The 24,304-nt window shown below is 35.3% G+C and carries 23 protein-coding genes and 1 pseudogene; 19 read left to right on the plus strand and 5 right to left on the minus strand.

Annotated features, from left to right (window positions below; translation table 11 throughout):
* The first annotated feature begins 2 nt into the window (after positions 1-2).
* The 11 genes and pseudogenes from murD (at position 3) to ileS (ending at position 12,573) form a co-directional block, all read left to right on the plus strand.
* A complete protein-coding gene (gene murD, locus C7P63_RS06775) occupies positions 3-1,379 on the plus strand; it encodes a UDP-N-acetylmuramoyl-L-alanine--D-glutamate ligase (protein ID WP_125943398.1) in 1,377 nt (458 codons plus the stop codon).
* Positions 1,380-1,381: 2 nt separating this feature from the next.
* On the plus strand, positions 1,382-2,470 hold the full coding sequence (murG, locus tag C7P63_RS06780; RefSeq protein WP_125943399.1) for an undecaprenyldiphospho-muramoylpentapeptide beta-N-acetylglucosaminyltransferase: 1,089 nt from the start codon (positions 1,382-1,384) through the stop codon (positions 2,468-2,470).
* A gap of 24 nt (positions 2,471-2,494) precedes the next feature.
* The gene (locus C7P63_RS06785) at positions 2,495-3,568 is read left to right on the plus strand and encodes a cell division protein FtsQ/DivIB (RefSeq protein WP_125943400.1); all 1,074 of its coding nucleotides are present in this window, start codon (positions 2,495-2,497) and stop codon (positions 3,566-3,568) included.
* A 215-nt stretch (positions 3,569-3,783) separates the two neighbouring features.
* Positions 3,784-5,103, plus strand: a complete 1,320-nt coding sequence (ftsA, locus tag C7P63_RS06790) for a cell division protein FtsA (protein ID WP_125943401.1) — start codon at positions 3,784-3,786, stop codon at positions 5,101-5,103.
* Between the two features lie 21 nt (positions 5,104-5,124).
* Positions 5,125-6,097 (plus strand): annotated as a pseudogene (gene ftsZ / locus C7P63_RS06795) (cell division protein FtsZ); the annotation flags it as partial.
* Positions 6,098-6,393: 296 nt separating this feature from the next.
* The gene (locus C7P63_RS06800; protein WP_125943403.1) at positions 6,394-7,068 is read left to right on the plus strand and encodes a YggS family pyridoxal phosphate-dependent enzyme; all 675 of its coding nucleotides are present in this window, start codon (positions 6,394-6,396) and stop codon (positions 7,066-7,068) included.
* Positions 7,069-7,083: 15 nt separating this feature from the next.
* Positions 7,084-7,674 carry a cell division protein SepF gene (locus C7P63_RS06805; RefSeq protein WP_125943404.1) on the plus strand — a complete coding sequence of 197 codons (591 nt, stop codon included), beginning with the start codon at positions 7,084-7,086 and terminating at the stop codon, positions 7,672-7,674.
* 15 nt (positions 7,675-7,689) lie between these two features.
* A complete protein-coding gene (locus C7P63_RS06810; RefSeq protein ID WP_125943405.1) occupies positions 7,690-7,977 on the plus strand; it encodes a YggT family protein in 288 nt (95 codons plus the stop codon).
* Positions 7,978-8,010: 33 nt separating this feature from the next.
* Entirely contained in the window at positions 8,011-8,793 is a 783-nt protein-coding gene (locus C7P63_RS06815) for a YlmH family RNA-binding protein (protein WP_125943406.1), read from the plus strand.
* A gap of 16 nt (positions 8,794-8,809) precedes the next feature.
* The gene (locus tag C7P63_RS06820) at positions 8,810-9,505 is read left to right on the plus strand and encodes a DivIVA domain-containing protein (protein WP_125943407.1); all 696 of its coding nucleotides are present in this window, start codon (positions 8,810-8,812) and stop codon (positions 9,503-9,505) included.
* Between the two features lie 269 nt (positions 9,506-9,774).
* Positions 9,775-12,573 carry an isoleucine--tRNA ligase gene (gene ileS, locus C7P63_RS06825; RefSeq protein ID WP_125943408.1) on the plus strand — a complete coding sequence of 933 codons (2,799 nt, stop codon included), beginning with the start codon at positions 9,775-9,777 and terminating at the stop codon, positions 12,571-12,573.
* A 76-nt stretch (positions 12,574-12,649) separates the two neighbouring features.
* On the opposite strand, the gene zwf is transcribed toward ileS, so the two are convergent.
* Positions 12,650-14,176, minus strand: coding sequence for a glucose-6-phosphate dehydrogenase (gene zwf, locus C7P63_RS06830; RefSeq protein ID WP_125943409.1), 1,527 nt, complete (start codon positions 14,174-14,176; stop codon positions 12,650-12,652).
* Positions 14,177-14,303: 127 nt separating this feature from the next.
* Complete coding sequence (locus C7P63_RS06835; RefSeq protein WP_125943410.1) at positions 14,304-14,954, minus strand: metal-dependent transcriptional regulator; 651 nt, start codon at positions 14,952-14,954, stop codon at positions 14,304-14,306.
* Positions 14,955-15,134: 180 nt separating this feature from the next.
* On the opposite strand from C7P63_RS06835, the gene C7P63_RS06840 reads away from it, so the two are divergent.
* From C7P63_RS06840 to C7P63_RS06860, 5 genes are all read left to right on the plus strand, one after another.
* Positions 15,135-15,887, plus strand: a complete 753-nt coding sequence (locus C7P63_RS06840) for an acyl-[acyl-carrier-protein] thioesterase (protein ID WP_125943411.1) — start codon at positions 15,135-15,137, stop codon at positions 15,885-15,887.
* Positions 15,888-16,078: 191 nt separating this feature from the next.
* On the plus strand, positions 16,079-17,281 hold the full coding sequence (locus C7P63_RS06845) for a betaine/proline/choline family ABC transporter ATP-binding protein (RefSeq protein ID WP_165863793.1): 1,203 nt from the start codon (positions 16,079-16,081) through the stop codon (positions 17,279-17,281).
* Complete coding sequence (locus C7P63_RS06850) at positions 17,281-17,913, plus strand: ABC transporter permease (protein WP_125943413.1); 633 nt, start codon at positions 17,281-17,283, stop codon at positions 17,911-17,913. Before C7P63_RS06845 ends, C7P63_RS06850 begins: the two co-directional genes overlap by 1 nt.
* 1 nt (position 17,914) lies before the next feature.
* Positions 17,915-18,850 carry an osmoprotectant ABC transporter substrate-binding protein gene (locus C7P63_RS06855; protein ID WP_125943414.1) on the plus strand — a complete coding sequence of 312 codons (936 nt, stop codon included), beginning with the start codon at positions 17,915-17,917 and terminating at the stop codon, positions 18,848-18,850.
* 8 nt (positions 18,851-18,858) lie between these two features.
* Entirely contained in the window at positions 18,859-19,512 is a 654-nt protein-coding gene (locus C7P63_RS06860; RefSeq protein WP_165863796.1) for an ABC transporter permease, read from the plus strand.
* Between the two features lie 20 nt (positions 19,513-19,532).
* Here C7P63_RS06860 and C7P63_RS06865 read toward each other — a convergent pair whose 3' ends face one another.
* The gene (locus C7P63_RS06865) at positions 19,533-20,132 is read right to left on the minus strand and encodes a CDP-alcohol phosphatidyltransferase family protein (protein ID WP_125943416.1); all 600 of its coding nucleotides are present in this window, start codon (positions 20,130-20,132) and stop codon (positions 19,533-19,535) included.
* A gap of 242 nt (positions 20,133-20,374) precedes the next feature.
* Between C7P63_RS06865 and nagA the strand changes: the two genes are divergently transcribed.
* Complete coding sequence (gene nagA, locus C7P63_RS06870; RefSeq protein WP_125943417.1) at positions 20,375-21,526, plus strand: N-acetylglucosamine-6-phosphate deacetylase; 1,152 nt, start codon at positions 20,375-20,377, stop codon at positions 21,524-21,526.
* Positions 21,527-21,538: 12 nt separating this feature from the next.
* The gene (locus C7P63_RS06875) at positions 21,539-22,141 is read left to right on the plus strand and encodes a sugar O-acetyltransferase (protein WP_125943418.1); all 603 of its coding nucleotides are present in this window, start codon (positions 21,539-21,541) and stop codon (positions 22,139-22,141) included.
* Positions 22,142-22,207: 66 nt separating this feature from the next.
* On the opposite strand, the gene C7P63_RS06880 is transcribed toward C7P63_RS06875, so the two are convergent.
* On the minus strand, positions 22,208-22,732 hold the full coding sequence (locus C7P63_RS06880) for a hypothetical protein (protein WP_125943419.1): 525 nt from the start codon (positions 22,730-22,732) through the stop codon (positions 22,208-22,210).
* Positions 22,733-22,757: 25 nt separating this feature from the next.
* On the minus strand, positions 22,758-23,462 hold the full coding sequence (locus C7P63_RS06885) for a DNA/RNA non-specific endonuclease (protein ID WP_125943420.1): 705 nt from the start codon (positions 23,460-23,462) through the stop codon (positions 22,758-22,760).
* Between the two features lie 135 nt (positions 23,463-23,597).
* On the opposite strand from C7P63_RS06885, the gene C7P63_RS06890 reads away from it, so the two are divergent.
* A complete protein-coding gene (locus C7P63_RS06890; protein WP_125943421.1) occupies positions 23,598-24,299 on the plus strand; it encodes an ABC transporter ATP-binding protein in 702 nt (233 codons plus the stop codon).
* Positions 24,300-24,304 lie beyond the last annotated feature (5 nt).

Below are 24,304 nucleotides of genomic sequence, written 5' to 3' on the forward strand. Positions count from 1 at the left end.
TAATGAAATCAGTAACAACATATGAAAATGAAAAAGTTTTGGTATTAGGATTAGCTAAAAGTGGCGTAAGTGCAGCCAAATTGCTTCATCAATTAGGAGCAATTGTAACAGTCAACGATGCTAAAAAATTTGAAGATAACCCAGAAGCGCAAGAGCTTTTAGAACTGGGTATTCGTGTTGTTACTGGTGGACACCCAGTAGAATTATTAGATGAAGATTTTTCTTTATTAGTGAAAAATCCAGGGATTCCTTATACGAATCCTATTCTCGAAAAAGCAATGGAACAAGGAGTACCGATTATGACAGAGGTTGAGTTAAGTTACCAAGTTTCTGAAGCGCCTATTATTGGGATAACTGGAACAAATGGTAAAACCACTACGACAACCATGATAGGCAAAGTTTTAAATCAGGGAGAAGAAACACCTAAAGCTTATTTATCTGGTAACATTGGCATTCCTGCAAGTGAAGTGTGTCAAAAAGTTAGTCAGAAGGATTTATTAGTGATGGAGCTATCTAGTTTTCAATTACTAGGAATCGATAGTTTTCATCCTCATATCGCTGTGATAACTAACTTATATGAAGCTCATTTAGATTACCATGGAACTAGAGAAGAGTATGTTAAAGCAAAATGGCGCATACAACAAAATATGACAGAGAAAGATTATTTAGTGATTAATGCTAACCAAGAAGAATTAAGAGAGCTATCTAAACAGACTAAGGCGACAGTTATTCCATTTTGTACCAATGGGTGGTCTGAGCAAGGAGCCTATGAATTAGGGGGAGAACTTTTTTACCAACAAGAAAAAATTATGTCTGTATCTGATTTAGGAGTTGTAGGTCAACATAATGTGGAAAATGCATTAGCTGCTATTGTGGTAGCTAAATTAAATCACACAGCTAACGCTTCTATTAAAGAAGCGTTGTCAACGTTTACTGGAGTACCTCACCGTACTGAGTATTTAGGTATGAGTCAAGGCCGAAAATTTTATAATGATTCGAAAGCAACCAATATTTTAGCGACTGAGAAAGCGTTAAGTGGTTTTGATAATACTAAAGTGATCCTATTAGCTGGTGGATTGGATAGAGGAAATAGCTTTGAAGAATTAGAACCTAGCTTGGCTGGTCTTAAAGGCTTAGTTGTCTTTGGTGAAACGCAAGATAAACTAATAACAGCAGGGCATCATGTTCAGCTGCCTTTTATGAAAAAAGTTAACACAATGGAGGAAGCTGTTCAAGTAGCGGTTGACTATAGTCAGTCAGGAGATACTATTTTACTATCTCCTGCTTGTGCAAGTTGGGATCAATATCCTAATTTTGAAATTCGTGGAGATCGGTTTAGACAAGCAGTAGAAAAAATAATGAAAGAAATGAGTCTATAAATATGAGAGTAGTTGTATCAGGGGGAGGAACTGGTGGACATATTTATCCAGCTGTTGCTCTAGTTAAATATATTCGTCAAGTAGATCCCAAAGCTGAATTTTTATATATCGGTACAGATAGAGGACTAGAAAGTAAAATTGTGCCAGAATTAGGTATTCCTTTTAAAACCGTTAAAATTCAAGGGTTTCGTAGAAAATTATCTTTAGATAATTTTAAAACTATTCATTTGTTTGTTAAAGCAATTGCTAAATCAAAAGAAATATTAAAGGAGTTCCAACCAGATATAGTAATTGGAACAGGGGGCTATGTGTGTGCTCCTGTTGTCTACGGAGCCCATCAATTAGGCATAGCAACCATGATTCATGAACAAAATAGTGTGCCTGGTTTAACCAATAAATTTTTAGCCCGATATGTGGATAAAATAGGCATTTGTTTTGAAGAAGCTGCTGAGTTTTTTCCAAAAGAAAAGGTTAGTTATACAGGAAATCCTAGAGCTCAAGAAATTGCTAGTGAACCTAAAAATCAGTTATTAACAGAACAATTTGGTTTAACTAAAGCATTACCGACTGCTCTTATTTTTGGTGGTAGTCAAGGGGCATTAAGAATAAATGAAGCTACAATGGAACTTTTACCTAAGGTTCCAAACAAACCTTATCAAGTTTTATATGTAACAGGTAAACGTTACTATGATGATGTTATGAAAAAGTTTCCTAATGAAATATCTCATGTTAAAATTGTTCCTTTTATTTCTAACATGCAACAAATTTTACCTAATGTGTCTGTAGTAGTAGGACGAGCAGGTGCAACCTCCTTAGCAGAAATCACTGCTTTAGGTTTACCTTCCATATTAATTCCAAGTCCTAATGTTACAAATGATCATCAAACTAAGAATGCTATGAGCTTAGTGCAAGCTAAGGCTGCTAATATGATAAAAGATCAAGAACTAACAGGAGATAACTTACTTAATGCTTTAGATGAGATTTTACTGTCCCCTGATACTTGTGAAAAGATGGCTATAGCCTCTCAAACATTAGGCGTACCAGACGCATCAGAGCGTTTATATCAGCTTATAAAACAGGTGATAGCTTAATATAACAAAAAGGAGGTAAGCATCATGGATAAGGAAGTGGAGTCAAACAAGCCTGGGGAAGAATCAAACGACAAGATGCTTACACCTTGGCAAAAAGCCAATATGACTTATTTAAAAGAAAAAGGGAAAAAGCCTACTTGGTTAAAAAAAACTGAGACAGAAGCAGCAGATGAAGCAGTAGAACAAACTCAAGGGGAAGTAACCCAAGCTCCAACTAACACTTGGAAGAATTTACCTAAAAAAATTTCTTTTGCTGATAAATTACCTAAACTTAAAACTTACCGGCAAAAACAATTACGAAAAAAATTGTTTCCAGTTTTTCTGGTGTTTGGGTTAGGCGTGATTATTTCTCTTTATTATATCTCACCCCTATCTCGGTTAGATACAGTAGTTGTAGCTGGTAATGCTACTGTACCGAAAGAAGCCATTGTTCAGGCAACTTCTCTGAAAAAAAACATGGATTTTTGGCAAGCACGACTTGATCAAGATATTCCAACAGAAATTAAACAAGAACTTCCTCGTATTAAATCAGTCAAGGTTTCAACTACACACCTAAATAGTGTGAAGTTAACAGTGGAAGAATATGATGAAGTGGCTTATGTTAAAACCAAACAAGGGTACCAACTAGTTTTAGAAGACGGTACGCTAGAGAGGTCTGTTATAAATGATCAAAAACTAAATCAGACCTATCCTATTTTGATTGGATTTAAAAGCAACAAAATGCGAGTTAAGTTAATCCAAATGTACAACCAAATCAGTCCTTCTATTCAAAAAAAGATTAAGGAAATCCATTATACACCTACTAAAAAGAATCAAGAAAAAATCACTTTATATATGAAAGATGATAATCAAGTTATTGGGTCAATTTTTGATTTAAATGACAAAATTGGTTATTATCCAGAAGTGGTTAGAGAAATGGAAAAAAATGGAGACATTCCTGGAGTTGTAGATATGATTGTAGGGATTTATTCTTATTCTTTAGAAACTAAAGAAAAAGAAGAGTTGGAAAAAAAAGAAGCTAACAAAGAAAAAGAAGATAATGAAGCAGTTCAATCTACTTTAGAAGATACAAATGAATTAAATGACCTCAATCCATAAAAAATAAAGAACGATTTAAGATAGTCAAGGTTAAAGTATGGAAAATTAACGAATAATTTATGATTTCTTCTTTTGTATTGTTACTAATTTATGGTAGAATTGGTAAGAGTAAGATGTATTTTAATACTTGGGTATTTATATATTTTTATGCTTAGGATAATAATAACTAAAGATTAATGAAAAAGATAATAAGTATGTAGGAGGGATTACCTTTCATGGCAAAAACTGGCATTTATGTTGGCCTTGATATTGGCACAACATCAGTTAAAGTTGTTGTAGCTGAATATATTGAAGGACAAATTAACATTATTGGAGTAGGTAATGCGAAATCAGAAGGGTTAAGTCGAGGAATTGTTGTAGATATTGATAAAGCAGTACAATCAATTAAACGAGCAATTGCCCAGGCTGAAGAAAAATCAGGTATCCAAATTAAACAAGTGAATGTTGGTTTACCTGCTAATTTATTAGAAGTTGAAAATTGTGAAGGTATGATTGCTGTTAATTCTGAAGCAAGAGAAATCACAGATGAAGACGTTCGAAACGTGGCTTCTGCAGCGATTGTCCGCTCTACACCGCCAGAACGTCAAATTATTACGTTAATTCCGCAAGAATATAAAGTTGACGGATTTGATGGAATCAAAGATCCTAGAGGCATGATTGGCGTGCGTCTAGATGTGAAAGGATTAGTTTATACTGGACCTAAGACCATTGTGCATAACATTAAAAAGTGTGTCGAAAAAGCTGGCTTGGAAGTAGCAGAATTAATCATTACTCCTTTAGCTTTAGCTGAATCTGTCTTATCAGATGGGGAAAAAGATTTTGGTACAATTATTGTAGATATGGGTGGAGGCCAAACCACTACTTCTGTTATGTACGGGGACGAATTACGCTTTACTCATGTTGAGCAAGAAGGCGGAGAATTTGTAACAAAAGACGTATCAGTCGTATTAAATACGTCATTAAATAACGCCGAAGCATTAAAAATTAATTACGGAGATGCTTATCCAGATAGAACGTCAGAAAGCGAAGAATTCCCAGTGGATATCATTGGTCAAAATGAACCAGTTAAAGTAGATGAACGTTACTTATCTGAAATTATTGAAGCCCGTATGGAACAAATTTTTGCTAAATCTCGCAATGCAATTGGTAGTATCGATGCCCTTGATTTACCAGGTGGCGTGATTCTTTCTGGAGGAAATGCAAGTATTCCAGGAGCGGTAGAACTAGCTACTGAAGTATATGGCACACATGTAAAATTACATGTGCCAAATCATATGGGGTTACGAAACCCAATTTTTGCTAATGTTATTAGCATTGTGGAGTATGCAGCTGAGTTAAGCGATATTTATCATATTTCTAAATCAGCGGTGACAGGTGTTAGAACGACTAAAAATGAAAATGTTCGTTATGAAAAAGCACCAGTTATTGACATGCCAACAGAAGTTATGGACATGGAAGAACCAAAAGAAGAACCTAAATCAAGTGAAAGTGTCACGGATAAATTAAAAGGGTTCATTTCAAATATATTTGATTAAATCACTAGGAGGATTAGAAACATGGAATTTTCTATAGATAATAACGTAGAAAAAGGCGCAGTAATTAAAGTTATTGGTGTCGGTGGTGCGGGTGGTAACGCTGTGAACCGCATGATTGAAGAAAACGTTAAAGGCGTTGAGTTTATTGTTGCCAATACAGATGTACAAGCTTTAAAAGATAGTCAAGCTGAAACAGTGATTCAATTAGGACCCAAGTATACACGTGGTCTAGGAGCTGGTTCTCAACCAGAAGTTGGACAAAAAGCTGCTGAAGAAAGTGAAGAACAAATTTCAACTGCCCTAGAAGGAGCAGATATGATTTTTATTACAGCTGGTATGGGTGGCGGAACTGGAACAGGTGCTGCACCGATTGTCGCTCGAATTGCTAAAGACTTAGGTGCTTTAACTGTTGGTGTAGTTACTCGTCCATTTAGTTTTGAAGGACCTAAACGTGGCAGATTTGCTGCTGAAGGAATTTCCTTATTAAAAGAACATGTAGACACACTTTTAATCATTTCAAACAACCGTTTATTAGAAGTAGTGGACAAAAAAACACCTATTTTAGAAGCTTTCAAGGAAGCTGATAATGTGTTACGTCAAGGGGTACAAGGAATTTCAGACTTAATTACAGCTCCTGGCTATGTCAACTTAGACTTTGCTGACGTTAAGACTGTAATGGAAAATCAAGGAACTGCTTTAATGGGAATTGGTTCAGCTAGCGGTGAAAATCGTGTGATTGAAGCAACTAAAAAAGCAATTGCTTCTCCTTTACTTGAAACCTCAATTGATGGGGCAGAACAAGTCTTGTTAAACATTACAGGTGGCTTAGATATGACATTATTTGAAGCACAAGACGCTTCAGATATTATTACAAATGCAGCCGCTGGTGATGTGAATATTATCTTAGGAACTTCTATTAATGAAGACTTAAATGATGAAATTGTTGTGACAGTTATTGCAACAGGTATTGATCCAACAAAAAAGGAAAAAAAAAATTCTCAACACGCTAGAATTTCACCCAACAAAGCGGTAAATCCGACTAATTCTATGCCATCACGTCCAACAATGGATTTTGATCCAGTTCCAACAACTGATGAAGAAGATAGTTCTTTTGGAGATTGGGACATTAGACGTGAACCAAGTCAACGTCAAGTAGTAGAAGACCCACAACTTGATGCAGTTGATCAAACAGAATTAGAAAGTTTTCAACCTGAAGAAAAGAAAAAAGAAGATGAATTAGATACACCACCATTTTTTAGAAAAAAACGATAAACAAAGGAGCTAGAGAAGATGCTTGAGAAAAATCTGGAAGTTATTCAAGAAACTGTTTCTAAAGCATGTGCCTCAGTTAATCGTTCTCCTAAAGAAGTGACATTAATCGGTGTCACTAAGTCAGTCACAAGTAATCAAGCTAGGTTGCTTGTGCAACAAGGAGTAACGAACTTGGCTGAAAATCGTGTGGATAGTATGCTTGAAAAACAAGCTCAGTTAGTTGATATACCAGAGATTACTTGGCACTTAATAGGCACTTTACAACGAAGAAAAGTAAAAGATATTGTTAATCAGATTGATTATTTTCATGCGCTAGATAACATAAAATTAGCTAAAGAAATACAAAAAAGAGCTGATCATTGTATTGCTTGTTTTGTTCAAGTTAATGTGTCAGGTGAAGAATCTAAACATGGTTTAAATCCTCCTGAAGTCTTGGAGTTTGTCAAAGAGTTACAAAGTATGGACCGGATTAAAGTAGTAGGATTGATGACCATGGCACCAATCGATGCAACAGAAGAAGAACTGTTGCAGTATTTTACACAATTGAAAGACTTGCAACAACAAGTGAAAGATTTAGAGTTATCTTCAGCACCTTGTTTAGAGTTAAGCATGGGAATGAGTCAAGATTATCCAATTGCAATTAAAGCGGGTGCTACCTGTGTCAGAATTGGACGCGCTTTTTTTAAAGAATAGAAATTGAGGGATGAAATGATGGATCTATCAACTGCTACAGAAAAATTACAAAAATTTTTTGGGCTGAGTGATTCTGATGATGGAGACACTTCCTATGTAGTACAAGGGAACACAGCGCCCAAAGTGAATCAGTCACAGGATAAGCAATCTCGCCCATTTCAACCAAGCCGTCAAGAAGAACGTCAAACTAATTATGTGAAGTCTAATCCACCAAAAAGTCGTGTGAAAGAAACACCGGCAACAGATATGTCTTCCTCATTTATGAATAATAAAGTTGTACAAATGAATCGTTCATCTCACACTTCTCGATCTGAAAAAACTAAAGCTACTTCACAAAAAATTACTTTAGTTGAGCCTCGTACTTATATGGAAGCTAAAGAAATCGCCAAGGGAATTTTTCGTTCTGAGATAGTTATTGTGAATTTTAGATTAGTGGAAGAAGCTCAAGCAAGACGGATTGTTGATTTCCTAACAGGAGCAGTTTATGCTTTGGACGGAGATATTCAACGTATTGGGGATGAAATGTTTATCTGTACACCACCTAATGCTGAAATTGATAGCAAAGTGGCAGAAAATTTAATGCAATCACAGTTTACGGAATTTTAAGGGAAGTGGAAAGTTATGACTGGACTACTATTTAATTTAGCTCGCTTAATTCAACGTTTAGCCGAAATTTATTCTTTAGCTTTAATGTTATATGCATTGTTGTCCTGGTTTCCAGGAGGTTATCAATCAGGAATTGGGCAATTTTTAGCTAAGATATGTGATCCGTTATTGAAAAAATTACAACGATTTAATTTAAGTATTGGCTATGTTGACTTTACTATTGTTGCAGCTATGATAGGGGTTAACTTTATAGCTCGCATAATTAGTCGCATTATATATAGTCTAGCAGGCTTTGGTTTTTAATTAAATTTGAATGATGAGAAAGGATGTATCTAAATGAATGTCAATGTTTATCAACATTTTCGGAAAGAAGAGCATCCTTTTGTTGACTTTGTTTATGGCTCTTTAGAACAAGTGGATTCTCAATATTCTCCTTATTTAACAGATTTTTTGGATCCAAGACAGCAATTTATTTTGGAAACGATTGTTAGAAATCGAGAAGAGTTTCGTTTTAGCCTGTTTGGAGGCTATCCAGATGCAGAACGAAAGCGAGCACTGATTTATCCAGACTATTTTGAAGTGAAAGAAGAAGATTTTGAAGTTTCATTGTATCAAGTGAACTATCCTATGAAATTTACAGAATTATCTCACGGAAAAATATTAGGAACGCTTATTGGAACAGGGATTACTAGAGAACATTTTGGTGATATTATTACTGATGGTAAGCAATGGCAAATTATGATGGATGAAAAAATTGCTTCTTATGTCGAATTACAAATGGATAAGATTGGCAAAGTAAGTGTTCGGTTAGAAAAATTAACAGCTTTAGACCGATTAAATCCGACCAATGATTGGGAAACAGAGGTGAATACCTTTAGTTCACTTCGAGTGGATACGGTAATCTCTACTTTGTTTAATATTTCCCGTCAACGAGCCAAAACATTAATTGAGTCGGGAAAAGTTAAAATTAATTGGACAGAAACAACTAGACCAGATAGTTTATTAGCCATTAAAGATATGATTTCAGTGAGAGGGTTTGGCCGAATTCAATTAGTTGAATTTTTAGGTGAAACCAAAAAAGAAAAGCTTCGGATAGAAGTTAGTATAATTCGAAAATAATTAAGAGGTGGTAAATGTGGCTTTAACTCCATTAGATATTAAGAATAAAACATTTGAAAAGAAAATGCGGGGCTATAATACCGATGAAGTAGATGATTTTTTAGACATTATCATTAATGACTATGAACAACTGTTAAAAGAAAAAAAAGACAGTGATAAATCATTGAAACACGCAGAAGAAAAATTAACTTATTTTAATGAATTAAAAGATGCTTTAAATCAATCGATTATTGTGGCACAAGACACAGCAGATAAATTAAAAGACAGTGCAGAAAGAGAATCTGATATTGTTGTAACAACTGCTAATGCAGATGCTAAAGCAATTATTGCTGCAGCGAATGCAGAGGCTGAAGCGACCATTAGAGATGCTAATAACCGAGCAGAAGAGATTCTAAATGATGCTACTAACCGAGCTATGCAATTAGCTCACGAAACAGATGATTTGAAGAAAAAAACAAGAGATTTCCATCGCAATTTAACTTTATTATTAGAATCTCAATTAGAGATTGTTCGTAGTAAAGAGTGGAAAGAAATTTTAAAACCATTTGCTAGTTATATGGATGACTCTCATGTTAATGTAAAAGAATTACTAGATAGTGGACTTGACAAAGAAATGTCTTCTCATGTAAAATCAGAAGGACATACTGAAGCAATTGATTTATCTGATGTGTCAGATAAATCAGAGGAAGATACTTCAACTATTACAGATTAATATCAAGCTATTATTGGAACAGAAAAACTTTCTACCATCCTTACCAGCGAGCTACTGATAGTGAAAGAGTAGTAGGCCCTAGTAGAAAGAAAGATCCTCCAATTAGACGTAACTCTGAATGTTTTAGTAAGAGTTGCCGAGTCATTCACGTTACGAATTCAAGAGAGAATGGCAACATTCTAAATTTGGGTGGTACCACGAGCACTTCGTCCCTTTACCGGGAAGGAAGGGCTCTTTTTTTGACAAAAATTTAAAAGGAGTTGCAGTCCATGAAAGTTAAAGATACATTAAATTTAGGAAAAACTGCTTTTCCGATGCGTGGAAATTTGCCAAATCGTGAAGCAGATTGGCAAAAAGAATGGGAAGAGAACAAGGTCTATGAGCGTCGCCAAGAATTAAATGAAGGAAAACCAACATTTATTTTACATGATGGACCTCCTTATGCAAATGGAAATATTCACATTGGTCATGCTTTAAATAAAATTAGTAAAGATATCATTATTCGTTCTAAATCTATGTCTGGTTTTAGAGCACCTTATGTACCAGGATGGGATACTCACGGTTTGCCTATTGAACAAGTATTAGCTAATAAAGGGGTAAAACGTAAAGAATTGCCGCGAGCTGAGTATTTAGAAAAATGTGAAGAATATGCTTTGTCACAAGTAGACAAACAACGAGCAGATTTTAAACGTTTAGGAGTAGCTGGGGATTGGGATCATCCTTACGTGACGTTAACTCCTGATTATGTAGCAAACCAAATCCGAGTATTCGGTAAAATGGCTGAGAAAGGCTATATTTATAAAGGATTAAAACCAATTTACTGGTCACCATCTAGTGAATCATCTTTAGCAGAAGCAGAAATTGAATATAAAGATGTTAAATCTCCTTCTATTTATGTAGCATTTGGAGTGAAAGATGGTAAAGGGTTATTAGATTCAGATACTTCCTTTATTATTTGGACGACAACACCTTGGACATTACCTGCTAACTTAGGGATTTCTGTTAATGCTAATTTCCAATATGTGTTGATTGAGGCAGACGGACGTAAATTTGTTGTAGCTAAAGACTTACTGGAAAAAGTAGTTGCAGAAATTGGTTTCGAGCAAGTCACTGTCTTAAAAGAGTTTAAAGGGGAAGAAATGGAATACATGACTGCTATGCATCCATTTTATGACCGGACATCTCTTGTAATGTTAGGAGACCATGTAACTTTAGAAGCTGGGACTGGTTTAGTTCATACTGCTCCAGGACACGGGGAAGATGACTATATTGTTTCTAAAAAATATGGGATTGAACCTTTATCTCCAGTTAATGCAAGAGGACTTATGACCGAAGAAGCACCAGGATTTGAAGGGGAATTTTATGATAAGATTAATCCAAAAGTAACGGATTTATTAAAAGAAAAAAATGCCTTATTAAAATTAGAATTCTTTACGCATAGTTATCCTCATGATTGGCGCACAAAAAAACCAGTAATTTATCGAGCAACAACCCAATGGTTTGCTTCTATTGATAAATTTAGAGAACAAATTTTAGCAGAAGTTGAAAAAGTTGATTGGTTAAATCCATGGGGACAAGTTCGTCTTTATAACATGGTTAGAGATAGAGGAGACTGGGTTATCTCTCGTCAACGTGCTTGGGGAGTTCCTTTACCTATTTTTTATGCTGAAAATGATGAACCGATCATGACAGAAGAAACAATTGAACATGTGGCTCAGTTATTTGAAACACATGGTGCAAAAGTTTGGTTTGAAAGAGAAGCTAAAGAGTTATTACCAGAAGGCTTTACTCATCCAGGTAGTCCAAATGGTGAATTTAGAAAAGAAACAGATATTATGGATGTATGGTTTGACTCAGGTTCTTCTCATGAAGCTGTGTTAAAACAACGACCTCAACTAAGTTTTCCTGCTGATTTATATTTAGAAGGTTCTGACCAATATCGTGGTTGGTTTAACTCAAGTATTACCACAAGTGTAGCGATTAACGGAGTAGCTCCCTATAAAGCGGTGCTATCTCAAGGTTTTACTTTAGATGGTAAAGGTCGTAAACAAAGTAAATCACTAGGTAATACTATTGATCCAAATAAAGTTAACAACCAATTTGGAGCAGATATTTTACGTTTATGGGTTTCTAGTGTGGACTATGAATCAGATGTTAAAGTGGATATGGATATTTTAAAACAAGTGTCAGAAGTATATCGTAAAATAAGAAATACTATGCGTTTCTTACTAGCTAATACCTCTGATTATGATGTAACACAAAATCGAGTTCCATTCCAAGAATTACGTTCAGTTGACAAATACATGATGATTCGTCTAAATGACGTGATTAAAACCATTCGCGAAAAAGGCTATGAAGCTTATTCATTCTCAACTGTCTATAAAACATTAGTTAACTTTTGTACAGTTGATTTATCAGCTTTCTATTTAGATTTTGCTAAAGATGTGTTATACATTGAAGGGGAAGATAATCATGAACGTCGTTGTATGCAAACTGTTTTCTACGAAGTTTTAGTTGCATTGACTAAATTGATGACACCAATCTTACCTCATACAGCAGAAGAAATTTGGGTATTTTTACAAGAGGAAGAAGAGTATGTTCAGCTAGCTGAATTACCAGAAGTAACAGTCTATCCAAATCAAGCAGAATTATTAGATATGTGGCAAGCCTTTATGGCATTTAGAGATAACGTGTTAAAAGCGTTAGAAGAAGCTCGTAATGCTAAATTAATTGGTAAATCATTTGAAGCTAAATTAACGATTTATCCAAGCGAAACCATTCAAGCTTTACTAAATGAAATTAATGTGAATTTAGCACAAGTCTTAATTGTGTCTGATTTAGACATTGCTAAAGTGGGAGAAACAGTTCCAGAGGCAGCTATTTCCTTTGATGATGTTGCCATTTTAGTAGAAAAAGCTGAAGGAGAAGTTTGTGACAGATGTCGCGCAGTGAAAACATCAGTTGGGACTCATGATTCCTTACCAATGATGTGTGATCGTTGTGCTGAAATTGTGGAAGCTAACTACCCAGCAGCCGTTGAAGAAGGTCTTGAAACTAAAGATAACTAGATTTTTCTCAATGAGAGATTAAGCTAGTGTTATAAAAAAATAACCTACTAGAAAATTTTCTAGTAGGTTATTTTTGTTAAGGTAATTGATTATGTTCTCGGTACCAGTTATCTGGTTGCCAAACCCACTGGAAACCATCTCGTTCTAATAATTCAAAAGCAGCATCAGGCCCCATCGTTCCACTAGCATAGTTAGGAAAATCTACTTCAGGTTGTGAATCCCAAGCTTGCCTAATAATATCTACGATTCGCCAAGATTGTGCCACTTCATCCCAATGAGTAAAGTTAGTAGCATCGCCTTTTAACGCATCTAGTAACAGTTTTTCATAAGCTTCTGGAGTATTATCCAAAGTATCAGAAGAGTGGCGGTAATCCAATTTGATAGGACGTAACTGATAGTCTCCACCGATTGTTTTACCGTTAAGGGTTAAAGAAAATCCTTCAGTTGGCTGAATATAAATAGTTAACACATTGCGTAAGCCTGTATCATTTTCATCAATTGGTGCATTTGCTTCTCTAAATACATTAATAGGAGTCGGTTTAAATACAATATGAATCCGTGTTCCTTTTTCGGTTAGCCGTTTACCAGTTCGAATGTAGAATGGAACTCCTTTCCAACGAAAATTATCAATCAATAATTTTCCTGCTACAAAGGTTTCAGTTGTAGAACGAGGATTAACGTTAGGTTCATCTTGGTAGCTAGAAAATTCTTTAGCTCCTAATTTTCCTTCAGCATATTGTCCTCGCACAAAGTTTTTTTGTGCTTCTTGTTCTGTGTATAAGCGAATAGATTCTAATGCTTTTATTTTTTCATAGCGAATATTTTTATCAGTGAAAACAGTAGGAGCTTCCATGGCTAGAAGGGCTACAATTTGTAAAATATGATTTTGTACCATATCTTTTAAAGCACCACTTTGGTCGTAATAGCCGCCTCTTTCTTCTACCCCTAAAGATTCAGCTAAAGTCACTTGTACATTGTCAATATATTTATGATTCCAAAGAGATTCAAAAATATTATTCCCAAACCGAACAGCTGAAATATTTTGGACCATTTCTTTTCCAAGATAGTGGTCAATTCTAAAAATATCATCTTCGTCAAATACGGAGCGAATCTCTTCATTTAATTGCTCAGCCGAGTGATAGTCTGATCCAAAAGGTTTTTCAATAATAAGACGGTGGAAACCATTTGGGGTAACAATGTTTTCACTATGGAGATGACCAGCAATCGTCCCAAAGAATTGAGGTGCCATTGCTAGATAAAATAATTGATTACCAGCTAAATGATACGTTTCATCTAATTGAGTTGCTAAAGTTTTAAGAGCAGCATATTGCTCAGGCTCAGACACATTCAGAGCTTGATAGTAAAAATGGCGAATGAAGCTTTGTAGCTCTTGTTCTGTAGGATGGAGTGCTTGAATAGATGAGGCAACAATTTCTTGAAAGGTTTCCTGTGTCCATTCTCTTCGAGCTGTTCCGATGACAGCAAAGTGTTCGTTTAAATACCCCTTCCTATATAAGCGGAAGAGTGAAGGGTATAATTTTCTTTTGGCTAAGTCACCACTTGCACCAAAAATAGTGAGCAATGCTCGTTGTTCGTTTGTCATATAGATTAGCTCCTTCTTATTTATCTACTAAAAAAACACAATTAGTCTTATTTTACAATTAATAGTTAGGTACTTCAAGCAAATAGGTACATAAAAAAGCCTCAGATCAAGCTTATGAGACTTTTAGTTACAGGACTGAGATAAAAATATTGTTAGCTGCTTTTCGACTGATTTGATAAGTGTGGTTAGCTTGATCAACTAAAGTAATAGGTCCTTCGTAGGCCCCAATCTCTGTGAGAGTTAGAATCGTATTAATTTCAAGTGAAATACTAGCTAAATAATCTAGAAGTTCACGCTCATCTAGTACTCGTTCAATTTTTAAGGTAGTGCCAACAGGAACATCATTTAAGGTTTGAGTATTTATTTCAGAAATAGATTGATTGTGTTGGGGAATAATACCACCATGGGGACAATTTTTAGGAAAATTAAGAAATACTTCTAAGCGGTTAGCTAGTTCTTCTGAGGTAACATGTTCTAACACTTCTGCTTCTGCATGAACTTCATGCCATTTATACCCTAATTTATTAACTAAAAATACTTCCCAAAGACGATGTTTTCGAATTAAAGCACTGGCTTTGTTTAAACCATTAGCAGTTAGTTGAACCCCTTGATAAGGTGAGTGGCTAACAAAGCCATCTTTTTCAAGTTTTGAAATCATTTCACTAACTGAGGCAGCTGAAACATTTAAGCTAGCAACAATTGCTTTATTCGGCACTTTTTGATCATAACCACCTAATTCAAATATAATTTTTAGATAGTCTTCTTTATTAGGAGTCATTAAATCTTTCCTCACTTTCTTATTCATCTTATTTTATCAGAAAATAGGGCAAGGGTACAATGAAACTTTTTTGAAAACGCCTACTTAATGAAAAGCTTAAAAACAGGTAGGAATTGTCGCAGAAATCATCTTTTTTGCTTATAATAATAAAGAAATAAGAGAGGTTAGGGAGGAATTTAAATGGCGAAAAAATTTAATGAGATACATGAAGTGACTTTTTATGAATGTGATATTAATGGGACGATGACGTTGCCTATGCTTTTAAATAGTGTTATTAAAACATCTGAAGCTCAAAGCGAACAATTACAGGTAAGTACAGACCAGCTACAAAAATTAGGCATAACCTGGGTGATTACTCAACATGAAATGAATATTCACCGTCTACCTAAAGTAGGACAACTGATTAAAATTACTACCCAGGGAACTAGTTACAATAAATACTTTTGTTACCGAGAGTTTTGGGTACAGGATAAAGAAACAGGGGAACAGTTAGCTCATATTTTTTCAACTTTTGTCTTGATGGATTTAACCACACGAAAAATGATTAGTGTGCCAGATGATCTATTAGTTGCTTTTGAAAGTGAAAAAATAAAAAGAATTCATAGAGGGCCACATTTTCATCAACCAACAGACGGCGCTTTTCACCAACCTTACCGAGTTCGTTTCTCTGATATTGATAGTAACAAACATGTGAACAATGCTAAATATTTGGACTGGATGGTAGATTGTTTGGACTATGATAAATTGACTCAATACCTACCTCAAAAAGTTTGGATTAAATTTGAAAAAGAGATTTCTTATGGTCATACGATTGACAGTTTTTTTAGTCAACGTTTATTAGAAGAACATGATCAATTTTGGACGGATCATGAAATTTTTGTGGAGGGAAATCGATGTGCTAGTGCCAATATTTTATGGAGAAAAAGAAAATAACAAAAAGAGAGATAATCTACTTATAAAAAAGTGAATAAATATATTAAAAAAAGGATGGTTATTTATTTAAAAATAACTGGATAATAGATGAATCAAGTCGCCCTTACGCCACGATAGTTGCTTAAAAAAACTATTTGTTGCATAATTATTACAGATACTTATTTGTACTTAAATGAAAGGGAGTGGACATATTGATTGAATTTAAACATGTAACAAAAATCTTTAAAGGCGGAAAAGTCGCTGTAGATGATGTTAATATTTCATTTAATAAAGGTGAATTTATCTGTTTTATTGGAACGAGTGGTAGTGGAAAAACAACCACCATGCGAATGTTGAATCGTATGCTAGACCCAACTAAAGGACAAATCTTAATAGATGGACAAGATATACAGAAGAAAGATCCTGTTCAATTGCGCCGTGAAATTGGCTATGTGATTCAAAATATTGGTTTAATGCCTCACATGACTATTAGAGAAAACATTGTTCTTGTTCCTAAGCTACTAAAATGGCCAGAAGAGGAACGCAACCGGATTGCAGAAAAAATGATTGACTTAGTGGAATTACCTCGTGAAATGTTAGATCGTTATCCTAGTCAATTATCAGGAGGACAGCAGCAACGGATTGGGGTTGTTCGGGCATTAGCTGCGGATCAAGATTTAATTCTAATGGATGAGCCTTTCGGTGCACTAGATCCGATTACCCGGGAGTCTTTACAAGAATTAATTAAAGAACTACAAGAAAAAATGGGGAAGACAGTCGTCTTTGTAACCCATGATATGGATGAAGCATTAAATTTAGCTAACCGCATTTTAATTATGGATGAAGGTAAACCTATCCAGTTTGATACTCCAGACAATATTTTACGTCATCCAGCCAATAAGTTTGTTGAAAATTTAATTGGTGAGGAACGTCTTATTCAAGCACGTCAAAATGAGACACAAGTGAAACACGTGATGCTAACTTCGCCAATTTCGATTACTCCAGAAAAATCAATTTCTGAAGGAATTAGTTTAATGCGGCAAAAACGAGTAGACAGTCTTATTGTGGTAGATGGACAAGGCAACTTAAAAGGAATTGTGGATTTAGAAGACATTAATGTTCACCGCAAATATGCGACAAGCATTGGGGATATTATGAATACGAATGTTTTTTATGTAGAAAAAGAGTCCTTATTAAGAGATACGTTGCAAAAAGTTTTAAAACGTGGCTTTAAGTATGTGCCAGTAGTAGACGATCATCAAAAGTTAGTTGGCATTATCACCCGTTCTTCTCTTGTAGATATTGTGTATGATGCAGTATGGGGAGATGAACAGCAAGAGGAAGCAGAAGAAGGAGACAATAAGGAGTTACAAGAAGCGACACCCACCTCTTCTAAAAGTCAGGAGGGAGTGTAATGCAACAATTTCTATTAGATCATGGCCAAGAGCTGTTGGTAAAAACAGGAGAGCATTTAAATATTTCAGCTATTTCCTTATTGTTAGGAGTGGTGATTGCTGTCCCTATAGGTATTTTACTAACACGAGCGCCTAAAATTTCAGGTTTTGTCATTGGTTTAACTAGTTTACTGCAAACTATTCCTTCACTAGCTTTATTAGCATTAATGGTTCCTATTTTTGGAGTAGGCCGTGTACCAGCGGTTATTGCACTGTTTATCTACTCGTTACTCCCAATTTTAAGAAATACCTATATAGGGATGGACTCAGTTGATAGAGATTTAGTAGATGCTGCTAAAGGAATGGGAATGACTAATTTTCAATCTATTTGGATGGTTGAGCTACCGATGGCCTTGCCAACTGTTATGGCAGGGATTCGTTTATCAGCTGTTTATGTGATTGCCTGGGCAACCCTAGCTTCTTATATTGGAGCAGGTGGTCTAGGGGATTTAATTTTTAGTGGTCTTAATAACTATTTACCAGAATTAATTATTGGGGGAACTATCCCTGTTACTTTCCTAGCCTTGTTAACAGATTTTCTATTTTCAAAGTTAGAGGAAAAATTATCTCCTTTAGCTAAAGGAGGGGAATAGTATGTTGAAAAAATGGACATATAAATTTGGCTTAATGTTAATGATGAGTTTAATTTTTTTAGCAGGTTGTTCCTTCCCTGGTTTACCTAGTGGCAATAATGAAAATACCTTGTCAGTAGGCAGTCAATCTAGTACAGAATCACAAATACTAGCTAATATTGTCAAAGAGATGCTTTTATTTTATACAGATATCCAAGTTAACTTGGTGAATAATTTAGGTTCTTCAACTGTTTCTCACCAAGCGATGTTAAACGGAGATATTAGTATTTCTGCCTCTCGCTATACAGGAACAGACTTAACTGGTGCGCTGCAAATGTCACCTGAAAAGGATCCGGAAAAAGCGATGGAGATTGTTCAACATGAATTCAAAACACGTTACAATCAAAAATGGTATCCATCTTATGGTTTTGCTAATACCTATGCCTTTATGGTAACTAAGGAGACAGCTGAAAAATATCATCTGACAAAAGTAAGTGACTTAAAAAATGTTGCCTCTGAATTAAAGGCAGGATTTGACTCGGCTTGGCTAGACCGTAAAGGGGACGGATATGAAGGGTTCGTAGAAGAATATGGCTTTGACTTTGGCAAAGTGTTCCCTATGCAAATTGGGTTAGTTTATGATGCTGTTAACGCAGGGAAGATGGATGTAGTCTTAGGTTATTCAACTGATGGACGAATTGCTAGTTATGATTTAGTCGTATTAGAAGATGATTTACATTTCTTCCCACCTTATGACTGTTCCATTGTAGTTGGGGAAGACTTATTGAAACAAGTGCCTGAATTAGATGGTATTCTAAGTAAATTATCAGGTAAAATTGATACCAAAACGATGCAAAAGCTGAATTATGAGGTAGATGATAATTTATTAGAACCAGAAACTGTGGCTAAACGTTTCTTACAACAACATCAATATTTTAAAAAGGAGGCTGATAAATAATGAAAGATATGAGTGTATGGGAACAATTCTTTTATTACTTTACCCTTAATGGTAGTTATGTCTTTAGTCAATTTGTCAGACACTTTTTAATTTCGATTTATGGCGTGTTGTTTGCAGCGGTGGTTGGGATTCCAGTTGGGATTTGGATAGCTAGACGTAAAAAACTAGCTAAATGGGTGATTGGAATGGCTAATGTTATTCAAACAATTCCTTCTTTAGCTATGCTGTCCATTTTAATGTTAGGATTAGGTTTAGGTGTTAACACAGTAATTGTCACAGTCTTTTTATATTCTTTATTACCTATCATTTCCAATACGTATACAGGAATGATTCAAGTGGATCCTACTATTTTAGATGTAGGAAAAGGGATGGGAATGACTAAGTTCCAATTGCTTTTTCAAGTAGAATTACCTTTATCAATTTCAGTTATTATGGCCGGTATTAGAAATGCTTTAGTTGTGGCGATTGGGATTACAGCCATTGGTTCTTTTGTTGGAGCAGGTGGCTTAGGGGATATCATTACTAGAGGAACCAATGCTACTAACGGCACTTCTTTGATTTTAGTTGGAGCTTTACCAACAGCTTTAATGGCCATCGTAGTAGATTGGCTGCTAGGTTTATTAGAGAAAAAATTGGACCCAGCTATGCGGGCTAAAAAATAAAAAAATAAACACCAACTTTTTTAAGCTTGGTGTTTATTTTTTTTAGCTTCTTTGAATAAGTAATAATATTCTCGGCCATAAAGTAAAAAGGATAAGAGTAAAAAGAATAAGGTTAAACCAATAACTCCATATAAGATAGATTTAGGGGCTTTAGGGAATAAAAGTAAGATAAACATACTGGCATAAAAGACAGCAGTTGAGACTTTTCCAAACCATTTAGCTCCGTCAAGTTTTTGATCATATTGCAGTAACAACCAACCTGAAATTAACATAAATAATTCTTTGATAACTAAAACAATCACTAGTAACCACATTGCTGGATAGTAATGAACTAAACTAATAGCAATGGCTAGCTGGGTTAGTTTATCAGCAACTGGATCTAATAATTTTCCTAGCTCAGTAATCTGATTAAATTTACGAGCAATCAGTCCATCTAACATGTCTGTTAAACCAGAAAACAAAATAAGTCCAGCTGCGATATAAAAATCTGTTTTAGAAGTAGCATTTAGGATAATTTTCAAGTAAATAGGCAAAATTAAAATCCGAACCATAGATAAAATATTGGGAATAGTAAACACGTCTTTTTTTAAATCCCAATCTTCTGTTGAAAAAAGTTTCATAGGTCTCTCCTTTCTAAATAATCATACATGATTGATTATAGCATAAATTTTTCTAGATATTTTCAAAACTTTTTTTATCAATTTGACTGAAAAAGGTCAACAGATTTATGATATTATATATTTAAAGTTAAAATAGATAAGACTAAATAAAAGTAGTGTTCTTTTATTGGTATACACCAATCTTGACATTTAGCGAGAGAAGGCGTACTTTTAGAGTAGAAAAAAAGAAAGAAGGCTGGATGATGACAACCTATATTTATGCAGATAAGTTTTTCTTAAAAAATGGCACGGAGGGACCAGGTTACTTAGCAATTGAAGAGGGTCGATTTGGTTCCTATATGAAAGCAGTTCCAGAAGGAGCAGAAGTTAAAGACTTTAGTGGTAAATGGATTGCTCCCGGTTTAGTGGATACTCATATCCATGGTTTTCAAAACCATGATGTGATGGATAATGATCCTGAGGGGCTAAAAGTTATGTCAGAAGGATTATTATCTTGCGGGGTAACGTCTTATTTAGCAACAACATTAACTTCTTCAAGAGAGTTACTAACACAAGTAGCCCAAACAATTGGGGATCACTATAAAGAAATGCCTGGAGCAAAAATTCAAGGGATTTATTTTGAAGGACCATTCTTTACAGAAAAATATAAAGGAGCTCAAAACCCAGGTTATTTTTCTGATCCAAGTTTAGAGGTCTTTAATGAGTGGCAAGAGGCATCTGGTGGTTTAATTAAAAAAATTGCGTTAGCTCCTGAACGCCAAGGGGTTTCTGAATTTGTCCGAGAAGTGACCAAACAAGGAGTAGTAGTAGCGTTAGGACATAGTGATGCTACTTATGAGCAAGCTAAAGAAGCTGTAGAAGCTGGAGCTTCTGTTTTTGTTCATGCTTTTAATGGAATGAGAGGACTTCATCATAGAGAACCTGGTATGGTAGGAGCTGCTATGAATTTACGAGATGTCTATGCAGAGTTAATAGCGGATGGCCATCACGTTCATCCAAAAGCAATCGACGTGTTAATGAAAACAAGAGGACATGATCATGTGGCGTTGATTACTGACTGTATGATGGCAGGTGGTATGCCAGACGGAGCTTATATGTTAGGAGAGTTTCCAGTAACGGTGGCTGAAGGTACTGCTCGGTTAGAAAGTGGTAGTCTAGCTGGAAGTATTTTAAAATTAAAAGAAGGTATTAAACATGTGGTTGATTGGGGACTAGCTACTCCTGAACAAGCTATTTTAATGGCTACTTGGGTTCCAGCAGTAAGTTGTAATATTGAAGATAAATGCGGTGCTATTAGTTATGGTAGAGATGCTGACTTTATTGTGTTGAATAAAGAAATGGAATTAGAAGCAACTTATTTAGATGGTCAATTAAGATACGACGCAACTAAATAGTTAGGTGATGATATGACTAAAACTCAAAAGCAACGGTTATTATCTGGTATGGCTTATCAAGCTTCAGATCCAGAATTAAAAGCTGAACGTATTCAAGCTAAAAAACATTTATATCAGTTTAATCAACTAGAACCAGAGGCTAATAGCCAAAGGGAACAAGTGTTGAAACAACTTTTAGGAAGTACAGAAGAATCAGTTTACATAGAGCCGCCTTTTTACTGTGACTATGGATATAACATTCATTTAGGCAAAGATTTTTATGCAAACTATCATTTAACGATTTTAGATTGTTGTAAGGTTAGTATAGGAAATCAGGTTATGATTGGCCCAAATGTAGATATTTATACAGCTTGTCACCCAATAGATGCTTCGTTAAGACACGAAGCTGGTTATGAATTTGCCAAACCTGTTTCTATTGGTGACCAAGTTTGGATAGGTGGGCGTACGGTAATTAATCCTGGAGTGAAAATAGGCAGTCAAACAATTATCGGGTCCGGTAGTGTGGTAACGAAAGACATACCTGGAGGAGTGATTGCAGTAGGCAACCCTTGTCGTGTGTTAAGAACCATTACTGAAGCTGATTGGACAGCTTTTTCAGAAGAAAATCCCCATTAAGATAAACAAATAACAAAATGCCAAGAGGCTCTTTAAGGAGAACCTTTTGGCATTTTTTCTGGTTTGTTAGGACAACCACTTTTTCCACCAACTTTTTTTACGGTTATCTTCACTTGTTGATTTGGCTTCTGTTAAGCTGTTTTCAGTTTGGGTATCCTCTTTGGACTCTTCTGTTTTTTCCCAAAGCTCATGAACCGGTGTTTGATTAGAGGTTGGGATTAACTGGGACTGAAGTGTTTGGTTTTCATAAGATACAAAAAAATCTATCACAGTGACTGGATGTTTTTCGATATCTGCTTCGATTAAGGTGCTTTCAATGACATAAGTTTCAGAGTCATTACCTAAAATAAAATCTCCGTCAATGGTCATGCTAACTAAAGTTAGATGATGGAGCTGAAGATAATCCTTAGAAATAGTAATTTCTGAAACCAAACCTTCTATAGCTGTTTGGAAACTGTGGTTGATTTGTTCCTGTGTAAAAATAAAAAAATTGTCATATTGAGTAATACAGCGTTGGTCCAAGTAGTTAAGAAACGTCGCTACTTTTTTATCAGGTAATCGGTATTGAATCGTCGTAAACAATTGTTCCATGAAAAAACCTCCTGTTAGTTGCTCATTATTTTTGATTTAAAATACTAACATTAAACTGAATGCGACCATTTTTGTTTAAACTTTGACCTTCCATATGGACTTCAGTTGGCATTAAATCTTTGTCATTATAAACAGGTGTTACTCGGTAACGAACAGTTTCTCCGTTATCTACTGCCTGTCTAATCATATTTTCGTATTTGGTCATTAAAGGGGTGTTAACTGGATTTTGATACAAGGTAACTAAATTACGTGGGTCATCTCCACTACCACCAAATTGTCTACCAATTAAATGTCCTCTAGCGTGACCATGAGGATCCAGTCCAGAGATAAAGCCTGGTGGTCGCACGTTAGGATTTGCTTTTGTTCCAGTGTTGATCATTGGCTTTTTGATCAAGGCATTGGCTTGGGAGGGTCTACCTAAAGTATCCATTTCACCGTATTCAATCCAGCCTTTAGAACTGTTTGTCAGCTCTTCAGCAGTAAATGTAGGTAGTCCATGGTCAATCGGCCCTGGATTTTCAGTTGATTTTTGCGAAGTGTCCTTTTGGTTAGGCTCTTTTTTCTCCGGTTCAAACTGCTGGGTTTTAGGTGAATTAGTCCCAAAGTAGTCTTGAATAACTTCAGGTACTTGGAAACCTAAAGCACCTAAAATCAAAATAACAATAACCCCTAATGTCATAAAGGTTGGATTTTTTTGTAAAGAACTAGTTTTCTTTTTTTTCTTTGCCATATATTCCCTTCTTTCTACGGGACTTATTATACGTAATTTTGAGAAATAATACAAAGTAAGCTTCTTTGATTTTAGTGTCTTAGTTAAACTATGCTAAAATAAAGAAGACAAGGATGAGAAAGGAAGTGGAAGTGGATGAGTTATGTTGAACTAAAGAAAGTTTCTAAAAAATATCAAATGGGTGAAACAGAGATTATTGCTAATGATCAAGTTAGTTTTTCCATTAATCAAGGAGAATTTGTGGTTATTTTAGGGCCTAGTGGTGCTGGAAAATCGACAGTTCTAAATATTTTAGGTGGCATGGACAGTTGTGACGAAGGAGAAATTTTAATTGATGGTCTAGATATTGCTCAGTTTAGTGAGAAAGAACTAACCACCTATCGTCGGTACGATATTGGCTTTGTTTTTCAATTTTATAATTTAATTCCTAATTTAACAGCAAAAGAAAATGTTGAACTAGCTTCTCAAATTGCTAAAAATCCATTAGATGTGGATCAAGTCTTACGACAAGTTGGTCTAAAAAAAAGACAAGATAACTTTCCTTCGCAACTATCAGGAGGAGAGCAACAACGGGTAGCGATTGCTAGGGCATTGGCTAAAAATCCTAAGCTACTTTTATGTGATGAGCCAACAGGAGCGTTAGACTACGAAACAGGTAAACAAATTCTCCAACTTCTTCAAGATAGTTGTCAAAAGACAGGGACCACAGTGGTAGTCATTACCCATAACACAGCTATCGCACCAATGGCAGACCGAATTATTCATATTAATGATGCGAAAGTTAGAAAAATCATAAAAAACCGACGACCTATGCCTGTTTCAGAGATTGAGTGGTAAGAAAG

It is taken from the genome of Vagococcus humatus, from assembly GCF_003950325.1.
Taxonomy (GTDB): Bacteria; Bacillota; Bacilli; order Lactobacillales; family Vagococcaceae; genus Vagococcus_C; species Vagococcus_C humatus.

What these genes read in the sequence shown, in the direction of transcription:
- murD (WP_125943398.1), top strand. Translation starts at nt 3, where the DNA reads ATGAAATCAGTAACAACATATGAAAATGAAAAAGTTTTGGTATTAGGA.
- murG (WP_125943399.1), top strand. Translation starts at nt 1,382, where the DNA reads ATGAGAGTAGTTGTATCAGGGGGAGGAACTGGTGGACATATTTATCCA.
- C7P63_RS06785 (WP_125943400.1), top strand. Translation starts at nt 2,495, where the DNA reads ATGGATAAGGAAGTGGAGTCAAACAAGCCTGGGGAAGAATCAAACGAC.
- ftsA (WP_125943401.1), top strand. Translation starts at nt 3,784, where the DNA reads ATGGCAAAAACTGGCATTTATGTTGGCCTTGATATTGGCACAACATCA.
- C7P63_RS06800 (WP_125943403.1), top strand. Translation starts at nt 6,394, where the DNA reads ATGCTTGAGAAAAATCTGGAAGTTATTCAAGAAACTGTTTCTAAAGCA.
- C7P63_RS06805 (WP_125943404.1), top strand. Translation starts at nt 7,084, where the DNA reads ATGATGGATCTATCAACTGCTACAGAAAAATTACAAAAATTTTTTGGG.
- C7P63_RS06810 (WP_125943405.1), top strand. Translation starts at nt 7,690, where the DNA reads ATGACTGGACTACTATTTAATTTAGCTCGCTTAATTCAACGTTTAGCC.
- C7P63_RS06815 (WP_125943406.1), top strand. Translation starts at nt 8,011, where the DNA reads ATGAATGTCAATGTTTATCAACATTTTCGGAAAGAAGAGCATCCTTTT.
- ileS (WP_125943408.1), top strand. Translation starts at nt 9,775, where the DNA reads ATGAAAGTTAAAGATACATTAAATTTAGGAAAAACTGCTTTTCCGATG.
- zwf (WP_125943409.1), bottom strand. Translation starts at nt 14,176, where the DNA reads ATGACAAACGAACAACGAGCATTGCTCACTATTTTTGGTGCAAGTGGT.
- C7P63_RS06835 (WP_125943410.1), bottom strand. Translation starts at nt 14,954, where the DNA reads ATGACTCCTAATAAAGAAGACTATCTAAAAATTATATTTGAATTAGGT.
- C7P63_RS06840 (WP_125943411.1), top strand. Translation starts at nt 15,135, where the DNA reads ATGGCGAAAAAATTTAATGAGATACATGAAGTGACTTTTTATGAATGT.
- C7P63_RS06850 (WP_125943413.1), top strand. Translation starts at nt 17,281, where the DNA reads ATGCAACAATTTCTATTAGATCATGGCCAAGAGCTGTTGGTAAAAACA.
- C7P63_RS06855 (WP_125943414.1), top strand. Translation starts at nt 17,915, where the DNA reads ATGTTGAAAAAATGGACATATAAATTTGGCTTAATGTTAATGATGAGT.
- C7P63_RS06860 (WP_165863796.1), top strand. Translation starts at nt 18,859, where the DNA reads ATGAGTGTATGGGAACAATTCTTTTATTACTTTACCCTTAATGGTAGT.
- C7P63_RS06865 (WP_125943416.1), bottom strand. Translation starts at nt 20,132, where the DNA reads ATGAAACTTTTTTCAACAGAAGATTGGGATTTAAAAAAAGACGTGTTT.
- nagA (WP_125943417.1), top strand. Translation starts at nt 20,375, where the DNA reads ATGACAACCTATATTTATGCAGATAAGTTTTTCTTAAAAAATGGCACG.
- C7P63_RS06875 (WP_125943418.1), top strand. Translation starts at nt 21,539, where the DNA reads ATGACTAAAACTCAAAAGCAACGGTTATTATCTGGTATGGCTTATCAA.
- C7P63_RS06880 (WP_125943419.1), bottom strand. Translation starts at nt 22,732, where the DNA reads ATGGAACAATTGTTTACGACGATTCAATACCGATTACCTGATAAAAAA.
- C7P63_RS06885 (WP_125943420.1), bottom strand. Translation starts at nt 23,462, where the DNA reads ATGGCAAAGAAAAAAAAGAAAACTAGTTCTTTACAAAAAAATCCAACC.
- C7P63_RS06890 (WP_125943421.1), top strand. Translation starts at nt 23,598, where the DNA reads ATGAGTTATGTTGAACTAAAGAAAGTTTCTAAAAAATATCAAATGGGT.